Annotated in this window: 18 protein-coding genes; 7 read left to right on the forward strand and 11 right to left on the reverse strand. The window is 63.8% G+C overall.

Features of this window, described 5'->3' with window-relative positions:
- Entirely contained in the window at positions 1-786 is a 786-nt protein-coding gene (locus ASH04_RS20785; protein ID WP_057474623.1) for an alpha/beta fold hydrolase, read from the forward strand.
- A gap of 288 nt (positions 787-1,074) precedes the next feature.
- Here ASH04_RS20785 and ASH04_RS20790 read toward each other — a convergent pair whose 3' ends face one another.
- The gene (locus ASH04_RS20790; RefSeq protein WP_374758033.1) at positions 1,075-2,790 is read right to left on the reverse strand and encodes an AMP-binding protein; all 1,716 of its coding nucleotides are present in this window, start codon (positions 2,788-2,790) and stop codon (positions 1,075-1,077) included.
- Positions 2,791-2,867: 77 nt separating this feature from the next.
- Between ASH04_RS20790 and ASH04_RS20795 the strand changes: the two genes are divergently transcribed.
- Positions 2,868-3,341, forward strand: a complete 474-nt coding sequence (locus tag ASH04_RS20795; RefSeq protein WP_052053594.1) for a DUF3995 domain-containing protein — start codon at positions 2,868-2,870, stop codon at positions 3,339-3,341.
- On the opposite strand, the gene ASH04_RS20800 is transcribed toward ASH04_RS20795, so the two are convergent.
- From ASH04_RS20800 to ASH04_RS20820, 5 genes are read right to left on the reverse strand one after another with little or no spacing between them, the layout of a single operon-like run.
- The gene (locus ASH04_RS20800) at positions 3,338-4,444 is read right to left on the reverse strand and encodes an ABC transporter ATP-binding protein (protein ID WP_057474419.1); all 1,107 of its coding nucleotides are present in this window, start codon (positions 4,442-4,444) and stop codon (positions 3,338-3,340) included. The two genes, ASH04_RS20795 and ASH04_RS20800, sit on opposite strands and share 4 nt — an antisense overlap.
- A gap of 11 nt (positions 4,445-4,455) precedes the next feature.
- Complete coding sequence (locus tag ASH04_RS20805) at positions 4,456-5,322, reverse strand: carbohydrate ABC transporter permease (protein WP_027495337.1); 867 nt, start codon at positions 5,320-5,322, stop codon at positions 4,456-4,458.
- A complete protein-coding gene (locus tag ASH04_RS20810) occupies positions 5,322-6,272 on the reverse strand; it encodes a carbohydrate ABC transporter permease (protein ID WP_032367121.1) in 951 nt (316 codons plus the stop codon). The genes ASH04_RS20805 and ASH04_RS20810 overlap by 1 nt, the downstream gene beginning before the upstream one ends.
- Positions 6,269-7,621 carry an ABC transporter substrate-binding protein gene (locus tag ASH04_RS20815; protein ID WP_442971210.1) on the reverse strand — a complete coding sequence of 451 codons (1,353 nt, stop codon included), beginning with the start codon at positions 7,619-7,621 and terminating at the stop codon, positions 6,269-6,271. Before ASH04_RS20815 ends, ASH04_RS20810 begins: the two co-directional genes overlap by 4 nt.
- The gene (locus ASH04_RS20820) at positions 7,618-8,643 is read right to left on the reverse strand and encodes a sugar-binding transcriptional regulator (protein WP_032367122.1); all 1,026 of its coding nucleotides are present in this window, start codon (positions 8,641-8,643) and stop codon (positions 7,618-7,620) included. Before ASH04_RS20820 ends, ASH04_RS20815 begins: the two co-directional genes overlap by 4 nt.
- Positions 8,644-8,759: 116 nt before the next feature.
- Here ASH04_RS20820 and ASH04_RS20825 point away from each other — a divergent pair, with 116 nt between their 5' ends.
- Entirely contained in the window at positions 8,760-9,794 is a 1,035-nt protein-coding gene (locus ASH04_RS20825; protein WP_057474421.1) for an NAD(P)-dependent alcohol dehydrogenase, read from the forward strand.
- Complete coding sequence (locus ASH04_RS20830; RefSeq protein ID WP_057474422.1) at positions 9,791-11,266, forward strand: mannitol dehydrogenase family protein; 1,476 nt, start codon at positions 9,791-9,793, stop codon at positions 11,264-11,266. Before ASH04_RS20825 ends, ASH04_RS20830 begins: the two co-directional genes overlap by 4 nt.
- Here the strand turns inward: ASH04_RS20830 and ASH04_RS20835 are convergent.
- The 5 genes from ASH04_RS20835 to ASH04_RS20855 all read right to left on the reverse strand — a co-directional run bounded on the left by ASH04_RS20835 (position 11,250) and on the right by ASH04_RS20855 (position 16,980).
- On the reverse strand, positions 11,250-11,915 hold the full coding sequence (locus ASH04_RS20835) for a potassium channel family protein (RefSeq protein ID WP_032406038.1): 666 nt from the start codon (positions 11,913-11,915) through the stop codon (positions 11,250-11,252). The genes ASH04_RS20830 and ASH04_RS20835 overlap by 17 nt on opposite strands.
- Positions 11,908-13,221: a TrkH family potassium uptake protein gene (locus ASH04_RS20840; RefSeq protein WP_057474423.1), complete on the reverse strand. Its 1,314-nt coding sequence runs from the start codon at positions 13,219-13,221 to the stop codon at positions 11,908-11,910. The genes ASH04_RS20835 and ASH04_RS20840 overlap by 8 nt, the downstream gene beginning before the upstream one ends.
- 157 nt (positions 13,222-13,378) lie before the next feature.
- Complete coding sequence (locus tag ASH04_RS20845) at positions 13,379-14,578, reverse strand: L-talarate/galactarate dehydratase (protein WP_032369519.1); 1,200 nt, start codon at positions 14,576-14,578, stop codon at positions 13,379-13,381.
- A 72-nt stretch (positions 14,579-14,650) separates the two neighbouring features.
- Complete coding sequence (locus ASH04_RS20850) at positions 14,651-15,604, reverse strand: 2-hydroxyacid dehydrogenase (protein ID WP_027495320.1); 954 nt, start codon at positions 15,602-15,604, stop codon at positions 14,651-14,653.
- Positions 15,605-15,633: 29 nt separating this feature from the next.
- Entirely contained in the window at positions 15,634-16,980 is a 1,347-nt protein-coding gene (locus ASH04_RS20855; protein WP_057474424.1) for an enolase C-terminal domain-like protein, read from the reverse strand.
- A gap of 288 nt (positions 16,981-17,268) precedes the next feature.
- On the opposite strand from ASH04_RS20855, the gene ASH04_RS20860 reads away from it, so the two are divergent.
- The 3 genes from ASH04_RS20860 to ASH04_RS20870 are packed head-to-tail and all read left to right on the forward strand — an operon-like array spanning position 17,269 to position 21,093.
- Positions 17,269-18,867, forward strand: coding sequence for an aldehyde dehydrogenase (NADP(+)) (locus ASH04_RS20860; RefSeq protein WP_057474425.1), 1,599 nt, complete (start codon positions 17,269-17,271; stop codon positions 18,865-18,867).
- A gap of 31 nt (positions 18,868-18,898) precedes the next feature.
- Positions 18,899-19,825, forward strand: coding sequence for a 5-dehydro-4-deoxyglucarate dehydratase (locus ASH04_RS20865; protein ID WP_057474426.1), 927 nt, complete (start codon positions 18,899-18,901; stop codon positions 19,823-19,825).
- On the forward strand, positions 19,825-21,093 hold the full coding sequence (locus tag ASH04_RS20870; RefSeq protein ID WP_057474427.1) for a glucarate dehydratase family protein: 1,269 nt from the start codon (positions 19,825-19,827) through the stop codon (positions 21,091-21,093). The genes ASH04_RS20865 and ASH04_RS20870 overlap by 1 nt, the downstream gene beginning before the upstream one ends.
- Positions 21,094-21,099 lie beyond the last annotated feature (6 nt).

The following is a 21,099-nucleotide window of genomic DNA, read 5'->3' on the forward strand; positions in this document are numbered from 1 at the left end:
GTGGAATACGCCTCGAATGCAGATGATGGGACGCAAATCGCATACACGGTGGTGGGGTCCGGGCCACCGTTGTTGATGGTGCACGGCAGTTTCCTGACGCACACGATTTGGCGGACGTTCGGATATGTGAAGGCGTTGCGCGGGACTCGGCAGCTCATACTGGTCGACAGTCGCGGTCATGGCCGCAGCGAGAAGCCCCATACTCCCGACGCCTATGCCATGGCCAATATCGTCGGAGATCTGACGGCGGTTCTCGACGCGGTCGGCGCTCCGACCGTCGACTATCTCGGCTATTCGTTCGGTGCGCGGGCCGGTCTCGCGTTGACGGCGGCGAGGCCCGAACGCGTGCGTTCACTCGCGGTGGGCGGCGGTAGTCACGGCGCTCAGGCGGGAGCGTTCGACAGGCTGTTCTTCCCGGGCTGCGCGGACGTGTTGGAGCGCAGCGGCATGGACGGGTTCCTCGAGGCATGGAACGAGCACCGCATGTTCCCCATCGACCCAGGAACACGAGCGGTGTTCTCCGCCAACGATGCTCAGGCCATGGCCGCGTACATCCGAGCGTCCGACGCCGATCCCGGCCTACCCGACGAGGTCCTGCAGCACTTCACCCAACCGTCGCTGTTCTACGTCGGCAGCGAGGATCGAACCCGGCTCGAAGACACCCGTGCCGCAGCCGCCCTGGCGCCCGACTCCGAACTGCACATCGTTCCCGGATTCGACCATGCGACGACGATGGCCGCATCGGCCGAGGTGCTCGATTTCCTCGAGCGGTTCTGGAGCAACTGAGCTGAGTGTCCACAAGTCGCGTCCAGGATCGGGATCCCGGCTCCCACCGCGAATAGTGGGCGCTCACCTCACCCACGACAACCGACCCTGCCGGCCCCACCCACAACTGAGCTCAGCGTCCACAATTCGCCTCGAGAATCGGGATCCCGTCGCGAGCAGCCAATAGTGGGCGCTCACGTCACCTACGACAACCGACCCTGCCGGCCCCACCCACAACTGATCTGAGTGTCCACAATTCGCGTCCAGAATCGGGATCCCGCCTCCAGCAGCGAATAGTGGGCGCTCACGTCACCTCTTCAGCGCAGGGAACTGGTCGTCACGCCACTCGCTGTCCAGTGGTCCGACGGCCGCGTCCTCACGGGCGCGCAACTCCACGCGGCGGATCTTGCCCGAAATAGTTTTCGGTAGCTCGAAGAACTCGATACGCCGAACTCGCAGGAACGGGGCCAGGTGCTCGCGGGCGTACTTCAGGATCTCGAATGCCGTGTCTTCGTTGGGTTCCCAGCCAGCTGCGAGTGCAACGTACGCCTTGGGGACGGCCAACCGCGTCTCGTCGGGAGCCGGAACGACGGCCGCCTCGGCCACCGCGGGGTGTTCGATCAGCACGCTTTCGAGCTCGAACGGGGAGATCTTGTAGTCCGAGGCCTTGAACACGTCGTCGGTGCGGCCGACGTAGGTGATGTAGCCCTCGGAGTCCCGCGATGCGACGTCACCGGTGTGGTAGTAACCGTCGGCCATGACGGCAGCGTTGCGTTCGGGGTCGCCGAGATAGCCGGTCATCAGGTTGAACGGCTGCTGCGCCAGGTCGAGGCAGATTTCGCCCTCGTCGGCCAGTTCGCCGGTGGTGGGGTCGACGATCACCACGGGGACGCCGGGCAGTGGCCGGCCCATCGATCCGGACTTCAGCACCGCACCCGGCGTATTGGCAACCAGCGCAGTGGTTTCGGTCTGGCCGAAGCCGTCCCTGATGTTCAGGCCCCAGTCCTGCTGCACCCGCGAGATCACCTCTGGGTTGAGCGGCTCACCGGCACCGATTGCCTCACGCAGTGAACCACCTCCGCCGGCAAGGTCTGCCTGAATCAGCATGCGCCACACGGTCGGTGGCGCGCAGAACGTCGTCACCTCGGCCCGGCGGATCTGCTCGAGCAATGCCTTCGCGTCGAACTTGCCGTAGTTGTAGATGAAGATGGTCGCCTCGGCGATCCACGGTGCGAAGAAGCAGCTCCACGCATGCTTGGCCCAGCCCGGCGAGCTGATGTTCAGGTGCACGTCGCCCGGGCGTAGTCCGAGGAAGTACATCGTGCTCAGATGCCCAGCGGGATAGGAGATCTGAGTGTGCTCGACGAGTTTCGGCTTGCTGGTGGTACCGGAGGTGAAGTACATCAGCAGGCGGTCGGTGGGTGCGGTGACGGACTCGAACGGCCTGGCCTCGACGGAGCGGGCATCCGAATAGTCGACCCAACCGTCGTGGGCGGTAGTGGCGATTCGCAGATAGTCTCCGGGCACGTCGTCGAATTTGCCGGTGTCAGAGGGGTTCACGATCACGGCGCGAGCATTGCCGCGCACCACTCGGTCGGTCAGGTCGGCGGGCCCGATGGCCGTGGTCGTCGGCATCAAGACCGCTCCGAGCTTCATCACCGCGAGCATCGACTCCCAGAGTTCCACCTGGTTGCCCAGCATCAGGATCACCGAGTCGCCGCGGCCGATTCCCTGCAATTCGAGCCAACGAGCCACCTGATCGGAGCGACGCGCCATGTCGTCGAAACTGTATTTGGCCTCGCTGCCGTCCTCTTCGACGATCCACAACGCGATGCCGTCGTTGCCACGGGCAATCGCGTCGAACCAGTCGATGGCCCAGTTGAACGTCTCGCCGAACGACGGCCATTCGAAAGTCGCTACCGCACGGTCGTAATCGCCGTAGGTGTCGAGCAAGAGATCGCGTGCGTTTCTGAATGCCGTATATGCCGAGTCGACCATGTTTCCTCCTGCGCCTGTGATGCCCATCACCGCCACGGTAGGGGAGATCAACAATTCCTCGCTACCCCTGAACGGGGGTGGCAACTCGGCTAGCCTCGATCACCGTGGCCATCCGATTCTTTGCGATCGCGTGCGTACTGGGGATCATTCACGCCGCGTTCTCCGCCTATTGGGCTGCGGGTGGTCGATGGATGCTCGACACTGTCGGTGCCTTCGCCACGGAGTGGGCCGACTCCGAACCGGCAACGGCACGAACGGCACTGCTGGTGCTTGCCCTCGTCAAACTCGCCGCAGCAATTCTTCCGGCCCTCGCCTATCTGAACCGGCCGCGCCTGGCAGCACAGAACCGGACGAGGGTGCCATCATTGATCTTCGGCATATCCTGGCCCGGCTCTGTACTGCTAATTGTCTGGGGCGGTGCGTCGTTCATGGGAGCGGTGATCGGGTTGGTCGTCTCGGACGAGAACCGATCAGTCAAGTACGGTCACCTGTTCTTCGACGGCATCTTCCTGCTCTGGGGCGCCGCGCTTCTGACGGCACTGATCCTGTCGAGAAAAGCCCCGTACCAACCGCGTTAGATGCGCTCCCCCGTCTCAGGGTGGAAGAGGTGGATCGCACCGTCGAGTCGCGTCAGCCCGATGCTCTCGCCGATCTTGGCCGGAGCTCGGACGGCCGAGCGGGCGACGAGTGAGACCGGCCCGCCGTCGAGCCCCTTGACCTTCGGGTCGTCGAGGTGCGCGTAGAGGTAGGACTCGCTGCCGAGTTCCTCGATCAGATCCACCTTGCCCTCGAAGCCTTCGCCGCCGCCGTGCACGATGCCGAGCTGCTCCGGGCGTAGCCCGACGGTGACGTTGTCGAGGCCGAGGCCGGCGAGCTTGGTCAGCTCGTCGCGTTCGAGGGGAAGCAGGAAGCTGCCGATCTGAACGCCACCCGAGCCGATGGGAACCGTCATCAGGTTCATTGCAGGCGAGCCGATGAAGCCGGCGACGAATGCGTTGACGGGGTTGTCGTACAGGTCTGTGGGAGAGGCGAACTGCTGCAGTTTGCCACCGCGCAACACGGCAACGCGATCACCCATCGTCATGGCCTCGACCTGGTCGTGCGTGACGTAGACCGTCGTGGTGCCGAGTCGACGCTGTAACGCCGCGATCTGCGTTCGCGTCTGGACTCGCAGTTTCGCGTCGAGGTTGGACAGGGGCTCGTCCATGCAGAACACCTGCGGCTCACGAACGATGGCACGCCCCATGGCAACTCGCTGACGCTGACCACCCGAGAGCTTGCCGGGCTTGCGATCCAGGTACTCGGTGAGGTCGAGGATCTTTGCGGCCTCGGCCACCTTCTTCGTGCGCTCCTCGAGGGACACACCACGCATCTTCAGGGCGAAACCCATGTTCTCCCCGACGGTCTTGTTGGGGTACAGGGCGTAGTTCTGGAACACCATCGCGATGTCGCGGTCCTTCGACGGCACACCCACCATGTTCTTGCCACCGATCTCGATGGCACCACCGTCGATCTCCTCGAGACCGGCGAGCATCCGCAGAGCAGTGGACTTGCCGGAGCCGGAAGGCCCGACCAGCACGACGAATTCGCCGTCCTGGATGTCGAGGTCGAGTGAATCGACGGCGAGCTTGTCGGCACCTTCGTAGACGCAGGATGCCTTCTTGTACGTGATTGCAGCCATGAGACTTTCTCCTACTTGATTGCGCCGAAGGACAGGCCGCGCACGAGCTTGTTCTGCGCGAACCATCCGGCAAGGACGACGGGAAGTGCTGCGAACGTCGCAGCTGCGGAAAGCTGGGCCCAGTACAGACCCTGACCGGTGATGAATCCGACGAGGTACACCGGAATCGTCTGGGCCTGAACGGCAGTGAGGTTGACTGCGAAGAAGAATTCATTCCACGAGAAGATGACACAGATCAACGACGTGGCCGCGATGCCGGGCGAAACCAGCGGCAGGATCACCTCACGTACCGAGGTCCACAGTGACGCGCCGTCCATACTCGCGGCTTCGAGCAGCTCGCTCGGCACTTCGAGGAAGAACGATCGCATCATCCACACGGCGATCGGAAGATTCATCGCGGTGTACAGCACGACCAAAGTCCAGATGTTGTCGAGCATTCCGATGTCACCGACGATGACGTACAGCGGGACGATCGCGGCGACGACGGGCAGCATCTTGGTGGAGATGAAGAAGAACAGCACGTCCTTCGTCTTCTTGACCGGTCGCAGCGACAGCGCGAAGGCAGCCGGAACACCCAGCAGCAGAACAAAGATCGTCGAGACGACGGTCGCGAACGCCGAGTTCAGCAACGTCGTGCCGATGCCGCTCTCCAGGACCCCTCGATACTGATCGAGGGTAGGTGTGAAGAACAGCTTGGGCGGGTCGGAGTAGGCGTCGGCCTCCTGCTTGAAACCGGTGAGGACCATCCACAGCACCGGGAAGAAGAACGCGATGCCTGCGACCCAGGCGACGAAGGACCAGATGGAACCCGGGCCCCACTTGCTCTTGCGCTTGATCGGCGCGGAAGTAGTTGTCTTGTCTACAGTTGCGGTACTCATCACGCAGCCTCCTCGGTTCCGCTGAAGCTCTTGAAGATCAGTCTCAGCGCCAGGGTGCTGACGATGATGGTGGCCACGACGGTGACGACGCCCATGGCCGCGGCCTGGCCGATGTCGAAGCCGAGGAACGCTCGCTGGTAGATGTAGAACGGCAGGTTCGCGCTCGCCACACCCGGTCCGCCGGAGGTCATCATGTAGACCGCGTCGAAGGTGTTGACCAGATAGATGGCCCCGAGCACCGCACCGAGCTCGATGAATCGACGCAGATGCGGCAACGTCAACTCACGGAACAGCTTGACCGGACCCGCACCATCGACCCGTGCGGCCTCGGCGATGTCCTTCGGCATCGACTGCAGGCCGGCAAGGATCAGCAGCATCATGAACGGGGTCCACTGCCAGATCAGGTTCGCCATGACGGCGGGCAATGGGTAGCGCGAGACCCAGTCGATCTGATCGACACCGAACGGACTCAGCGCGAAGTTGATCAGGCCGAAGACGGGATCGAACATCGTGGTCTTCCAGATCAACGCGCCGGCAACCGGGGTGATGAGGAACGGGGTGATCAGTAGGGTGCGAATCAGGCTGCGGCCGATGAACTTCCGGTCCAACAGCAGAGCCAGGAACAACCCGAGAACCACCGAGATGATGACGGTTCCGACGATCATGATCACCGTGTTGAGGGCGACCTCGCGGAACTGACTGTCCTGGAAGACAGCGACATAGTTGTTGAGCCAGTTGAACTTCTGCGAACCCGGTCGGACCAGGTTCCACGACTGCGTCGAGTAGTACAGCGTGAAAAGGAACGGAACCTGGGTGACGAGAATGGCGAACACCATGGCCGGCAGCAGCGGGCCGCGGCGACGCCACCCTTCGGCCTTGGAGATCGTCCTCGGTCTCGGTACGAACTCCTCGGAATCGGCCTGCGCCGATCGTGTTGCGGTGGTGGTCATCCCTGGTCCTCCTGGTACGTCTTACCGACCACTTCGGCGTATTGCTGCGCTTGTTCGAGCGCGTCGTGGACGCTGATTCGTCCTGCTACTGCGGCGCTGATCTGTTGACTGACACGGGTTCCGAGGTCCTGGAACTCGGGGATGGTCAGGAACTGCACTCCGGTGTACGGAACCGGATCCACCGTGGGATTGTTCGGATCCGCGCCGTTGATCGAATCGAGGGTGACCTGACCGTACGCAGCGGACGCCTCCTCGTATTCGGGAATCTGGTAGGTCGACAGACGGCTGCCGGGAGGCACTCGCTCCCAACCCAATTCGTTGCCGACCTTGTTCAGGTATTCCTTGCTGGTCATCCACGAGACGAACTTCCAGGCGTCGTCCGGATTCTCGGACGTCTTCGGGATACCGAGGGCCCAGGAGTACAGCCACCCGTTGTCGCCCTTGGCGGCCGACGGTGCCTTGGCGTATCCGATCTTGCCGACGACGTTCGACGACGTCGGGTCTTCGAGGACCGACACTGCAGATGTGGCGTCGTACCACATTGCCGTATTTCCCTGCGACAGTTGCGTTCCGCATTCGCTGAAACCGCTCGTCGCTGCGCCTGCCTGACCGTGCTCACGTACCAGGTCGACGTAGAACTGAACGGCCTGTTCCACCTCTGGGCTGTTGAGCTGTGCGTTCCAGTTCTCGTCGAACCACCGGCCACCGAATGCGTTGATGACGGTATCCAACGGGGCGAGTACTTCACCCCAACCGGGCTTGCCGCGCAAACAGATTCCCGATACGTCCGGGCTGTCGAGCTTCGCGGCGGCGTCGGCGACTTCCTGCCAGGTGGGCTCCTCCGGCATGGTGATGCCGGCAGCCTCCATCAGGTCCTTCCGGTACATCAGGAAGGAGGATTCGCCGTAGAACGGCACCGAGTACATGCTCCCCTCGTACGACAGCGACTCCTTCAGGGTGGGAATGAAGTCGTCCTCGTCGTAGCCCGGTGTTGCGTCGGCATACTCGGACAGGTTGGTCAGCCAGCCGTTCTCGGCCCACTGCGGGGTCTCGAAGTTGCTGATCATCACCACGTCGAACTCGCCGCCGCCGGTGGCGACCGAGGCGGTGATCTTGGCCCGCGCCTCGTTCTCCGACAGCGACACGAACTTCAGATTGATGCCGGGATTCTCCGCCTCGAACTCCGGAGCGAGCGAAATGGCGTCGGACATCTGTGAATTGGAGACGATCGCGACGGTGATCGTCTTGCCGGCACCGTCACCACCGAACGAGCCGGCTCCGGCGCAGCCGGACAGCACCAAGGTTGTCGCAAGCGAAGCCGCGACAGCCACTTTCGGTAAAACCCTCACTGAAATACCTTTCCATTGGAGGTCGCCGTTGCAGGAGCTTGCGCAACGAGCCAGCGTGCACTTTCGATGTCGGTCACCAGGATCGAGGCCAGTCCGCCGCGCAGAGCACCGAGGAGCGCCTCGTGTTTACGTTGCCCACCGGTGACGAGCACAGCCCGATCACACGCCCTGATGGCGTCGAGCCCCACCGACACGGTTCGGCCGGGGAGTGATCCTCCGGTATCGATGCCGTCGGCGTCGTAGAACCGTCCGCCGATCTCGCCGACTGCACCGAGGCGGCGCAATTCTTCGAGCACGTCGAGGTCGATGAAGCTGCCCTCGAACAAGGTGGTGGACGTGGAAACGGGACCGATGCCGTACATCATCACATCGGCATCGGTCCCGGCTTTGAGGGCGCGAGAGATCACGGAATCCTGCTCCAACGCAACGACTGTCGCCTGATCGGCGTACAGCGGCGCGTTGAGCCTGATGGGTGTCGCTTGCAGGTACGCAGCGCACCGTCCGAGTGTGTACTCGACACCGGTCTGATAGTCGGCCGAGGTGATGGAGCCGTCGAGTTGTACCACCGCAGCACATTTGGTGGATCGGGTCTTCAGCGAGCTCGCCACCGCCACCGTTTCGGGGCCCCAGGTGAACCCCAGGACGTCGCGATCCTTGAGTCGACGCGAGAGCAACGTCGCTGCCGCTCGGCCGAGGGATCCGTAGCCGGTGTCCGTGCCGTCGATGACGTCCGAGACGACCAACACCTCGGTGAGTCCGAACTTCGCTTCGAGCTCACGCTCGACGTCCGCATGCACGGTGCCCTGCAGATCGTCGGGGACGTTGATCTCGATCGTCACGAGCCCCTGGGAACGAGCCCGCGCGACCAACCGTCCTGCAGTCGGGCGCGAGACGCCGAGCTTCACGGCGATCTCGGCCTGCGTCGCACCTTCGAGGTGGTACATGGTGGCGGCGCGCAGAGCCAGCCGGAGATCTTCTCCCGACCGCGCGGACTTCGCCCCGCCGGGCTCCGATCCGTCCATGACGCCTCCCTGACCAGTGAGCAAATGCTCAGCTCGTGTTCATCTGCTCACTAAGCTAACATTAAGGTGTGATCTACACAACACCCCCTCGCATCCAGCGGCCCGTGCCACAGTCCATGCAGGCCAGCGTGCTCACCGGCGTGCACGAGATACGAATGGAGGACCGGCCGGTGCCGACCCCCGCCCACGACGAGGTGCTGGTCCAGGTCACCGCCGTCGGCGTGTGCGGGTCCGATGCGCATTACTACCGGGAGGGACGCATCGGCGAGTACGTGGTCGACGGCCCGCTGGTCCTCGGTCACGAGGCGGCCGGTGTAATCGTGGCGGTCGGCTCCGATGTGTCCGACGCCCGCGTCGGGCAGCGGGTGTCCATCGAACCGCAGCGTCCCGATCCCACCAGCGCCCAGTCGCGCGCCGGCCGTTACAACCTGTGCCCGGCCATGGAATTCTTCGCCACGCCGCCGATCGACGGCGCGCTGGCAGAGTACGTGCTGATCCAGTCGGTGTTCGCGCACGACGTCCCCGACTCGATCTCCGACGAAGCCGCAGCACTGTTCGAGCCGCTGTCGGTCGGTATCGCGTCGGCGCAGAAGGCCGGAATCACCGCCGGATCCAACGTGCTGATCGCCGGCGCAGGTCCGGTCGGCATCGTCACCGCCCAGGTGGCCCGTGCTTTCGGTGCCACCGAGGTGATCGTCAGTGACATCGACGCACCGCGACGTGACAATGCCGCGAAACTCGGTGCGACGCGGGTGCTCGATCCAGCAGTGGAGGACGTGCGTGCGCTCGAGGTGGACGCGTTCATCGACGCATCGGGTGCAGCTCGAGCAGTCGTCGACGGTATTCATGCTGTGCGGCCGGCGGGTACCGTCGTACTGGTGGGCATGGGCGGTTCGGATTACCCGCTCCCCATCTCACTGATTCAGAACCGAGAACTGGTTCTCACCGGCGTGTTTCGGTACGCCAACACGTGGCCGATCGCGCGCGAGCTCGTCCTGGCCGGTCGCGTCGACCTCGATGCTATGGTCACCGCGCGTTTCGGCCTCGATCGCGTCGAGGATGCCTTGAATGCAGACAAGCAACCCGGCAGCATCAAAGCCGTTGTGATTCCCGGTCTTTCCCAGAGCCCATCGAAGGAGACGAACGTATGAAGTTGAACTCGCGCAATCTCGACGACTTCATCGAGGACGTGGCCGTTCCCACCTACGACCGTTCCGACGTCACCGTGGGCATCGTGCATTTCGGTGTCGGCGGCTTCCATCGAGCACATCAGGCGATGTACATCGACCGGCTGTTGCAACAGGGGCAAGGGTCCGAGTGGGGCATCTGTGGAGTGGGCGTACTTCCCGGAGACCGCCGGATGAAGGACGTGATGGAGGCGCAGAACTGCCTGTACACGTTGGCGCTCAAGCATTCCGACGGCACCTGGGACACCCGCGTCATCGGATCCATCGTCGAATATCTCTTCGCGCCCGACGACGCAGAGGCCGTCATCGAGAAGATGGCCGCGGAGACCACGAGAATCGTCTCTCTCACGATCACCGAGGGCGGCTACAACTTCTCCGCGACGACGGGCGAGTTCGACGTCGAGAACCCCGCCATCGTCGCCGATCTCGTGGACGGGGCCGTTCCGGCAACCACATTCGGGCTCGTCGTGGAGGCATTGTCACGGCGCAAGGAACGCGGACTGAAGCCGTTCACGATCATGTCGTGCGACAACATCGAAGGCAACGGCCACATCGCACAATCGACATTCACCACCTTCGCCCGCCTGAAGGATCCAGCTCTCGCAGAGTGGATCGCCGCAGAAGGGGCGTTCCCCAACTCCATGGTCGACCGCATCACTCCGGTCACGACACCGGAAGTGATCGAGGAACTCTCGGCCCGCTACGCCATCGACGATCAGTGGCCCGTAGCCGGTGAGCCGTTCACACAGTGGGTGCTCGAGGACAACTTCACGCTGGGGCGACCGCCTCTCGAGGACGTCGGAGTTCAGGTTGTCGACGACGTCACGCCGTACGAGCTGATGAAGCTGCGCCTACTCAACGCCAGCCATCAGGCGCTCGCGTATTTCGGCTACCTCAGCGGTTTTCGACTGGTGCACGAAGTCTGTCAGGACCCGCAGTTCGCCGCGTTCCTGCTCGCGTACATGGACGAGGAAGCAACGCCCACGTTGCAACCCGTTCCCGGCATCGACCTCGCCGAATACAAGCACACGCTCATCGAACGGTTCTCCAACCCGGAAATCCGCGACACCGTCGCCCGCCTGTGCGCCGAGTCCTCGGATCGAATTCCCAAGTGGCTGTTGCCCGTAATCCGCAAGAATCTCGAGAGCGGCGGTGAGATCACTCGCTCCACCGCAGTCGTTGCCAGTTGGGCACGCTACGCCGAGGCAGTCGACGAGGCCGGTGAGCCCATCGACATCGTCGATCAGCTGAAGGATTCACTCGTTCCGATCGCGCAGAGTCAGCGAGAGCATCCGACGGCCTTCATCGCCAATCGCGCAGTGTTCGGCGATCTGATCGACAACGAACGTTTTGTCGCCGAGTACACGAAACAGTTGGCGTCACTTCAGGAGAACGGTGCGCGCGCGACCTTGGAGGCGCTCATGTCGACTCGCTGAATTTTTCGGTGTCTCGAACCTGGCCGGAGACGATGACGGTATCGCCTGCGCCGATCACCGTGTCTGCCGTGGCGTAGGTGAACCCTTCACCCGGACGCTTGACTGCAACGACGGTCACTCCGTGCTTGGTGCGAATTCCACTCTCGCCCAGAGTTTTTCCTAGCAGCGAGGCCGGGGGCGACGTCTTCGCCATGGCAAAGCCGTCGTCGAACTCGATGTAGTCCATCATCCGACCACGTACCAGGTGAGCTACTCGCTTACCCATGTCGTGCTCGGGCCTGACGACGTGGTGGACGCCGATCTGGCTGAGAATCTTGGCGTGCGCGTTGCTCAGAGCCTTGGCCCAGATGGTCGACATCGACAGATTCACCAGAGCCGATGCGGTGAGCAGGCTCGCTTCGAGATTGGAACCGATGCCCACGACGGCGCGGTCGTACTCGTGTACCGAAAGTTGTCGCAACGACTCCTCGTCGGTGGTATCGGCCACCACAGCATGCGTCAAACGGTCTGCCACGCGTTGCACTACGGCCTCGTCGCTGTCGACGCCGAGCACCTCGACTCCCTGGCTCATCAGTTCCAGCGCCAGCGACTTGCCGAAGCGGCCGAGACCGAGAACGACGACGACGTCGGAGGACGGTTTGCTAGCCAATGAACGGCCTTTCCGTGGGAAGCGTGTAGCGCCGACCGCGGTCGCGGGCGGCGAGAGCACTGACCAGAGTGATGGAACCGATGCGGCCCAGATACATCAGGACGATCAGAATCATCTGGCCCCAGCCCGGCAACTGCGCGGTGATTCCGGTGGACAGGCCCACCGTCGCGAATGCCGAGACGACCTCGAAGAGAAGCACGTCGAGGTCGAAGTTCGTGCCGGCCAACAGCGCCACCACCGGCAGCATGATGAGGGCCACCCCGATCAACGCGACGGTCAATGCCTGACGTTGCACCCGAGGATCTATTCGACGGTCGAACACCGTCACCTCGCGGTCACCGCGGATTTCGGCCACGATGACGAACAGCAGCAAGGCAAATGTGGTGACCTTGATGCCGCCTGCCGTACCGCCGCTGCCACCACCGATGAACATCAGGACATCGGTGATCAAGAGGGTCGCGTTGTCCACATCCGCGTAATCGACACTGTTGAAGCCTGCGGTGCGGGGCATGACGCCCTGGAACGTCGCGACGAGCATCTTGTCCCAGAACCCGAATCCGCCCAGGGTTCTCGACCACTCGAAAAGCAACACCACCGTCGGACCGAGAACCAACAGAACGGCGGTGACGGACAACGTCATCCGGGTGTGCAAGGTCCAGCGCTTGCGAGAACGAACGCCGCGGGCACGCGATCGGATACGACGGGCGATCTCGAACAGAACCGGAAACCCGATGCCGCCCAGCACGACCGCGATCAACAACGGCACACAGATCCACGGGTCGGTGGCGAACCCGATCATGTTGTCGCTGAAGAGCGCGAATCCTGCGTTGTTGAACGCCGACACGGAATGGAAGATCCCCAGCCAGATCGCGCGGCCGAGGGGCTCGTCGTATCCGAAGAAGAAGCGCGCCGACAGACAGAGCGCGACGACGCCCTCGATGATCAGACTGGTACGAAACACACCCACGACGACGCTTCGAACGTCGCCCAGCCCGGATGTGCGTACCTCGGCTGCCGCATTCAACCTGCCCCGAAGACCGATCCGATCCGCCAGGAGCAACCCGACCAAGGACGCGATCGTCATGATCCCGAACCCGCCGATCTGAATCAGGCCGAGAATGACGCCCTGGCCGAGACCCGACCAGTACACCGGGGTGTCCACCACGATCAGACCCGTCAGGCTCACCGCCGAGGTCGACGTGAACAGCGCCTGCAGAATGCCGGTGTCGTTTCCAGGCACGGTGGCCGCCGGAACCATCAGGATGCCCGCACCGAGGAGTATGGCCACCGCGAAACCCGTTGCCATCACTCTGACCGGCGTCGGCCTGAAGAGCGCGAACCGTCGTGATGCCTGGTGAGCGTCTGTCACCCGGCAGACAGTACCGGTGGGACGAGCCGCTTCGCGGCACGTGCGCGGAACTTCGTAGCAGGGGTCGAGTTTCCGCGCACGTCAGCGCTCCACGTCAGCGCACCACTGCCTTCGCCACCGTCCAGGCCCGGCCCTGCTCGCTCAATGTGAATCCCAGCCCCGGGCGAGCGGACAGGTGCATCCGGCCGTCCCGCGTCTCGAGGTGCTCGTCGAACAATGGGTCCAACCAGTCGAAGTGCTCCACCCAGGTCTGCAGTGGGTACACCGCTGCGAGGTGCAGATGAATCTCCATCGCAAAGTGCGGGGCGAGCTGCACGTTGTGGTGTTCGGCCAGCCCGGCCAATTTCAGGAACTGGGTGATGCCGCCGATGCGGGGTGCGTCGGGCTGCAGGATGTCGACCGCGCCGGCCTCGAGGAGGCGGACATGCTCGCCGACGCTGGCCAGCATCTCCCCCGTCGCAATGGAGGTGTCGAAATTCCTGGCCAGCATCGCATGCCCCTCGGCGTCGTAGGCATCGAGCGGTTCTTCGATCCAGACGAGGTCGAACTGCTCGAGGATGCGGCACATGCGGTTCGCCGTCGGACGATCCCACTGTTGATTCGCGTCGACCATCAGCGGGACGTCGTCACCGAGAAACTCGCGTACCGCGGTGACGCGGGAGATGTCGGTGCGCCAATCAGGTTGGCCCACCTTCAGTTTGATACCGCCGATTCCGTTCGCGAGCGACCCGGCCGCGTTGTCCATGACCTCCTCGATCGGAGTATGCAGAAATCCACCGGAGGTGTTGTACGTCTGCACCGAATCGCGGGACGCGCCGATCAGCTTCGCCAGCGGTAACCCGGCGCGCTTGGCTTTGAGATCCCACAGGGCAATATCGATCGCAGCGATGGCCTGTGTCGCAACGCCACTGCGGCCGACCGACGCTCCGGCCCACACCAACTTGGTCCAGACCTTGCCGATATCGTTCGGGTCCTCACCGATGAGCACCGGCGCGATCTCCTGGGCGTGCGCGAACTGGGCAGGCCCACCCGCCCGCTTCGAATAGCTGAAACCGATTCCCTCATGGCCCTGTTCGGTACGGATCTCGACGAACAGAAACACCACCTCGGTCATCGCCTTCTGTCGACCGGTGAGAACCTTGGCGTCGCTGATCGGATTGCGCAGCGGCAGCACGATCGAGGACAGCGTCACCTCGGAGATGCTGTCGACGGACGCGTCACCGGATGCGAGGGCCCGAATCGCCGCATCGGGCGCGGTGAGTCCGCTCGAGGGCTTGTCGATGTACGTTGTCATCTCACATCTCCTGTGTTTGCGAAGGGTGTTGCCTCACAGCCTAATTCGGGCTCCTTACGCGTCCAACATAATTCAGCGGGCCATCGATACGGCAAGTGCATTGATGTTCGACGCGATGTCGGCGACCCGGCCGACGAACGTGTGATGCGTGACGCCCGACGAGTGCGGCGTCATCAGCACGTTCTCCAGCTCGCGGAACGGCAGGGAACTGGGCTCACCACGCCCGTCCGGCCCCGGGTAGCTGTACCAGACATCGATGGCGGCGGCGGCAATCTCGTTGCGAGACAGAGCGTCGAACAGTGGTTGTTCCTGAATCAGCGGGCCTCGACCGACGTTGACGACTATCCCTCCGCTTCCCAGCCTGCGCAGTTCCTCGGCACCGATCATGCCGCGGGTGTGCTCGTTCAGCGGTGCGGAAACCACGAGTACATCGGCGAACTCGGCAAGCTTTCCCAAATCCTTTGCATCCGAAACCCATTCGAGCCCCTCGTCCGAAGCCCGACCGCTCCCGGTGACGGCAGCACCGGTTGCCCCGTATGCCCGAAAAAGCTGCCAGGTCTGCCGGCCGATATGTCCGAACCCGACGAACCCGATCCGCGCACCGCTCAGCGACAACGGCTGCGGGATGGTCGGGTCGTACACGGACGTGGCAAACAATCCCGAGCGGAGGGCGCGGTCTTGCTCCAGGAACTTTCGTCGCAACATCACCGTTGCCGCGACGACGTATTCGGCAATCGACTGCTCGTGGTGAAAGGTGTTGCACACCTGCACATCGGGCCGCATTCCGGATCGATCCACGTTGTCGGTACCGGCGCCGGCAACGTGAACCATCCGCAGCCTCGGGGCAGCCGCGCCCATGGCCGCACTGAACTTGCCGCCGACATAGACGTCGGCGTCGTGGAGATGGGCGATCACGTCCTGCTCGTCGAAGGGAACGCTCCACACCACCTCGGCGTTCGCCGGTAGACCCGCCTCGAACTGCTCGCGATGCGGCACGACGTTGCGGTCACCGACGACGATCTTCATCGACGCACCAGAACTTTTCGAACCAGAACTCATCGAACGAGGGCCGGGCGCTTGCTGTCGAATGTCCAGCCCTCGATCAGGTACTGCATGCCGATGGCGTCGTCTCGGGCCCCCAGTCCTTCCTTCTGGTACAGCTCGTGCGCCGCATCGATCTGCTCGAAGTCGAGTTCGACACCCAGACCCGGCTTGTCGGGCACCGTGAGGTAGCCATCCTCGATCGTGAACGGCTCCATGGTCACTCGCTGCCCGTCCTGCCAGATCCAGTGGGTGTCGATGGCGGTGATGTTCCCGGGAGCTGCAGCAGCGACGTTCGTGAACATCGCCAGGGAGACGTCGAAGTGGTTGTTGGAGTGCGATCCCCACGTCAAGCCCCACGCGTCGCAGAGCTGCGCGACGCGCACGGACCCGGCCATCGTCCAGAAGTGTGGATCGGCCAGCGGGATGTCCACGGCACCGGACCGGACGGTGTGGCCCATCTCGCGCCAGTCCGTCGCGATCATGTTGGTCGCGGTCTGTAACCCGGTGGCCCGCTTGAACTCCGTCATCACCTCGCGGCCCGAGAAACCACCCTCGGGGCCGACGGGATCCTCGGCGTACGCCAGCACGTCACGCAGCCCTCGGCAGGTCTCGATCGCATCCTTCAGCAACCAGCCGCCGTTGGGATCCAACGTGATTCGCGCCTCGGGAAAGCGCTCGGCCAGAGCACGAACAGCGGCGGCCTCCTCGGCTGCCGGCAGTGCACCACCCTTGAGCTTGAAATCTTGGAAGCCGTAGCGTGCCTGCGCAGCCTCGGCGAGGCGCACGATCGACTCCGGATCCATCGCCTCCTCGTGCCTGATCCGCAGCCAGTCGTCGGCTCCGGCCGCCTCGTCGGCGCTGCTCCGGTATGCGAGATCGGTCTTGTTGCGATCGGCGACGAAGAACAGGTAGCCCAGCGCCTGCACCTTCTCGCGCTGCTGTCCTTCGCCCAGCAACGCCGCGACGCTGACGCCGAGATGCTGACCGAGCAGATCCAACAACGCCGATTCCACTGCCGTTACCGCATGAATGGCGATCCGCAGATCGAACGTCTGCGCGCCGCGGCCACCGGCATCACGATCTGCGAACGCGCGACGCATTGCGGCCAGCACCGCGTTGTACCGGCCGATGTTCTGCCCCTCGACCAGTACGCGCGCGTCCTCGAGCGTCTGTCGAATCGGCTCCCCGCCCGGCACTTCGCCGACGCCGGTGCGCCCGTCCGAGTCGGTGAGCACCACCAGATTGCGGGTGAAATACGGCGCGTGCGCGCCGCTGAGGTTCAGCAACATGTCGTCGTGACCGGCAATGGGAATGACACGCATTTCGGTGACGACGGGGGTGCTGGTGTGGACGACCATGCCCGACCTTTCTCGCATACCTCTGGTGATTCGGCTCACAGACGACAGTAGGGCCAGCTATCGATTCCCGTCCAACACCATCTGCGCATCGACTGATGCAGTCGAGGTATCGAGGACCGGCATCCACGCTCGAATAGACGGTCAGCGAGGCGATACCGAGACTGCATCAAACACAACATTTTTAGACTTGGACATGTATCGATCCGGCTCCTACCGTGGTGAGCTATGAGCCAGGTCACGGCCTCGGCGTCACTGCACGTACCGCACCACAGCCTTAGGAGTCACCCCATGACAGCGTCGACGACACAGTCCACCGACCTCACCGGTCGGATGATCATCGCCGGCGTTCCGGTTTTCGGTGCCGGGACGCAGATTCACGGAATCGATCCCGGTACCGGAGAGAATCTCGAACCCGCTTACGGCCACGGCGACGACTCGGATGTCGAGCGGGCCTGTGCCGCAGCGGCCGACGCCTTCGCCGACTACCGCGCTACCTCGTCGGACACTCGCGCACGGTTTCTCGAGACCATCGCCGACAACATCGCGGCCCTGGGCGACACGCTCATCGAGCGTACGGTCGCCGAGTCCGGTCTGCCGCTGGCACGCATCACCGGCGAGGTCGGCCGCACCACCGGTCAACTCCGTCTGTTCGCTTCGGTTCTGCGCGAGGGCAGTTGGAACGGAGCCCGCATCGATCCGGCCCAGCCCGAGCGCAGCCCGCTGCCGCGGGCGGACATCCGCCAGCGCAAGATCCCCCTCGGGCCGGTTGCCGTGTTCGGTGCCAGCAACTTCCCCCTCGCCTTCTCCGTCGCAGGCGGCGACACCGCGTCCGCCCTCGCTGCCGGCTGCCCGGTGATCGTCAAGGCACACGACGCCCATCCAGGAACGTCCGAGCTGGTCGCCCGCGCCATCACCGACGCGGTTGTCTCCACCGGAATGCCCTCCGGCACATTCTCGTTGCTGTTCGGCTCCGGCCGCGGACTCGGCACCGCTCTGGTCACCGACCCCCGCATCAAGGCCGTCGGATTCACCGGATCACGTTCGGGTGGAACAGCTCTCGTCGCCGCAGCGGCGGGTCGTCGTGAGCCCATCCCGGTGTACGCCGAGATGAGTTCCATCAATCCGGTGTTCGTCATGGACGGTGCACTCGCCACCCGTGGAGCCGAATTGGGCCGCGCGTTCGTCGCATCGCTGACGATGGGCTCGGGTCAGTTCTGCACCAACCCCGGTCTGGTCATCGCCGTCGACGGCCCGGGCTTGCAGTCGTTCATCGACGCCGCTGCCGCCGCAGTGCAAGAATCCGCTCCCTCCACGATGCTGACGCCGAACATCGCCTCGAGCTACGCCGAGGGTGTGCGAACACTGTCCGACGCGGTGACGGTGGTAGCGCGGGGATCCGACACCGACGCCCCGAATGCCTGCCGCGCAGCGCTGTTCGACACCGATGCGGACACGTTCCTCACCTCGGAGGCAGCGCAGGCCGAGGTGTTCGGCGCGTCGAGCCTCGTCGTGCGCTGTGCAGATGCCCAGCAGGTTCGGCGGGTGGCGGCACAGCTCGAAGGTCAGCTCACCGCCACCATTCATGCCGACGAATCCGATCATTCCGAGGCCGGAAAGCTGCTCTCGGTGCTCGAACTCAAGGCCGGCCGGATCCTGTTCGACGGATGGCCCACCGGTGTCGAGGTCGGCCACGCCATGGTGCACGGCGGGCCGTTCCCCGCGACCTCGGACTCCCGCACCACGTCGGTCGGATCGCTCGCGATCGAACGCTTTCTGCGCCCGGTCGCCTACCAGGACGTACCACAATCGTTGTTGCCCAACGCCATCGCGGACGGAAATCCGGACGGCATCTTCCGCCGCATCGACGGCCAGCTCACCCAAGACTGACGCACCCCACCTAGTTCTCGAGGAGACCCCCATGCTCGACGGAGTTCTGTTCTTCCCCGTCACCCCGTTCACCGCATCCGGTGAGGTCGATTACGACCTCCTGGCCGCTCACATCACGAAGGGTGTCGACGCGGGACCCGGTGGAGTGTTCATCGCCTGCGGCACCGGCGAATTCCACGCCCTCGAACTCGAGGAGTTCGGCAACATCGTCCGTACCGCAGTCGACAGCGTCGCAGGCCGCGTTCCTGTCTACGCCGGTGCAGGCGGATCCGTCGCGCAGGCAAAGGCATTCGCACACGCGGCGAAGACCAACGGAGCCGACGGCATTCTGTTGCTGCCGCCGTACCTGGTGACGATGCCGCAAGCCGGTCTCGTCAATTACACCAAGGCCGTTGCCGCCGCATCGGACCTGCCGCTGATCGTCTACAACCGCGGCAACGCTCGCTTCACCGAGGAGTCCGCCGTCGAGGTTGCACAGCTTCCCACCGTCGTCGGATTCAAGGATGGCACCGGCGATCTCGATCAGGTCGGCCGCATCGTCCGTGCGGTACTGGACACTCTGGAGCCGTCGGGCAAGCCCTTCCAGTTCTTCAACGGACTACCCACCGCCGAGGTCTCCCAGCAGGCGTACCGAGCGATCGGTGTCACGCTGTACTCCTCCGCGACATTCGCGTTCGCACCCGAACTGGCACTGGCGTTCTACCGCTCTCTCGACAGCGGAAACGACAAGCTTACTGCCGCACTGCTACGCGAGTTCTTCCACCCGCTCGTCCGCTTGCGCGACAAGGTTCCCGGCTACGCCGTCTCTCTCATCAAGGCCGGCGTGACGATGGAGGGCATCGAAGCAGGGCCGGTTCGCCCACCCCTGGTGGACATCAGCGCACCGCACCTCGAGGAACTCACCGCAATCGTTGCCGCCGGCCGGGCCGTGCTGGCAGACGAGCTCGCGGTGCACTGATGCAAGAACCGGTACTGATCACCGGCGCTCGAATCACACCGATCGCCTTCGTCGATCCTCCGTTGCTCAACACCGTCGGCGTACATCAGCCGTATGCGCTCCGCGCGATCATTCAGCTGGACACCGACGCCGGTGTCGTCGGACTCGGTGAAACGTACGCCGACACTGCTCATCTGGCTCGACTGGAAGCGGCCTCCACCGCCATCTCCGGTCTGGACGTGTTCGCGCTCAACGAGATCCGAGATGCCATCGATGCCGTCCTGGGAACCCTGTCGATCACCGGCGGCGACGGCGTCGCAGGCATGATCACCACGGCCAGCACCACCGATCGGGTGTTCTCCCCCTTCGAGATCGCGTGCCTGGACGTGCAGGGCAAGGTCCTGGGTCGACCGGCGTCCGACCTGCTCGGCGGCAAGGTTCGGGACTCCGTTCCGTTCAGTGCGTATCTGTTCTACAAGTGGGCAGCTCATCCCGGCCAGGAGCCCGACGAATGGGGCGAGGCGATCGATCCGGACGGATTGGTTCGTCAGGCCCGAAAGATGATCGACGAGTACGGCTTCGGGGCAATCAAAGTCAAGGGCGGCGTCTTTGCGCCCGACGAGGAGATCGCCGGAATCAAGGCGCTCCGGCAGGCGTTCCCGGAGCTGCCGTTGCGGTTGGATCCCAACGCCGCCTGGACTGTCGACACATCCATCCGGGTAGCCGCCGAACTCGAGGGCATCGTCGAATATCTCGAAGATCCCACACCCGGGCTCGACGGGATGGCCGAGGTTGCGCGCGAAGCCAAGATGCCGCTGGCGACGAACATGTGTGTCGTTGCCTTCGATCACCTGAAGCCTGCCGTGGTGAAGGATTCGGTGCAGGTGGTGTTGTCCGACCACCATTACTGGGGCGGACTCCAGCGATCGAGGTTGCTCGCCGGAATCTGCGAGACGTTCGAGATGGGACTGTCGATGCACTCGAACAGCCACCTCGGAATCAGTCTGTCCGCCATGGTTCATCTCGCAGCGGCGACACCGAACTTGACCTATGCCTGCGACACGCATTGGCCCTGGAAGAACGAGGATGTCGTCGTGCCGGGGGTGTTGAACTTCGTCGACGGCGCAGTGGCCGTTCCCACCGGACCCGGTCTGGGCATCGAGATCGACGAGGACGCACTCGCGGCACTGCATCAGCAGTACCTCGACTGCGGAATTCGTGACCGCGACGACACCGGATACATGCAGAGCATCGATCCGAGCTTCGAGAACACCTGCCCACGTTGGTGATCGGAC

Origin of the sequence: Rhodococcus sp. Leaf233, assembly GCF_001426165.1 — a bacterium.
GTDB lineage: Bacteria > Actinomycetota > Actinomycetes > Mycobacteriales > Mycobacteriaceae > Rhodococcoides > Rhodococcoides fascians.

Coding starts and splice junctions, on each gene's coding strand:
- ASH04_RS20790 (WP_374758033.1), bottom strand. CDS start 2,790: ATGGGCATCACAGGCGCAGGAGGAAACATGGTCGACTCGGCATATACG.
- ASH04_RS20800 (WP_057474419.1), bottom strand. CDS start 4,444: ATGGCTGCAATCACGTACAAGAAGGCATCCTGCGTCTACGAAGGTGCC.
- ASH04_RS20805 (WP_027495337.1), bottom strand. CDS start 5,322: ATGAGTACCGCAACTGTAGACAAGACAACTACTTCCGCGCCGATCAAG.
- ASH04_RS20810 (WP_032367121.1), bottom strand. CDS start 6,272: ATGACCACCACCGCAACACGATCGGCGCAGGCCGATTCCGAGGAGTTC.
- ASH04_RS20820 (WP_032367122.1), bottom strand. CDS start 8,643: ATGGACGGATCGGAGCCCGGCGGGGCGAAGTCCGCGCGGTCGGGAGAA.
- ASH04_RS20825 (WP_057474421.1), top strand. CDS start 8,760: ATGCAGGCCAGCGTGCTCACCGGCGTGCACGAGATACGAATGGAGGAC.
- ASH04_RS20830 (WP_057474422.1), top strand. CDS start 9,791: ATGAAGTTGAACTCGCGCAATCTCGACGACTTCATCGAGGACGTGGCC.
- ASH04_RS20840 (WP_057474423.1), bottom strand. CDS start 13,221: ATGGCAACGGGTTTCGCGGTGGCCATACTCCTCGGTGCGGGCATCCTG.
- ASH04_RS20845 (WP_032369519.1), bottom strand. CDS start 14,578: ATGACAACGTACATCGACAAGCCCTCGAGCGGACTCACCGCGCCCGAT.
- ASH04_RS20850 (WP_027495320.1), bottom strand. CDS start 15,604: ATGAAGATCGTCGTCGGTGACCGCAACGTCGTGCCGCATCGCGAGCAG.
- ASH04_RS20855 (WP_057474424.1), bottom strand. CDS start 16,980: ATGGTCGTCCACACCAGCACCCCCGTCGTCACCGAAATGCGTGTCATT.
- ASH04_RS20860 (WP_057474425.1), top strand. CDS start 17,269: ATGACAGCGTCGACGACACAGTCCACCGACCTCACCGGTCGGATGATC.
- ASH04_RS20865 (WP_057474426.1), top strand. CDS start 18,899: ATGCTCGACGGAGTTCTGTTCTTCCCCGTCACCCCGTTCACCGCATCC.
- ASH04_RS20870 (WP_057474427.1), top strand. CDS start 19,825: ATGCAAGAACCGGTACTGATCACCGGCGCTCGAATCACACCGATCGCC.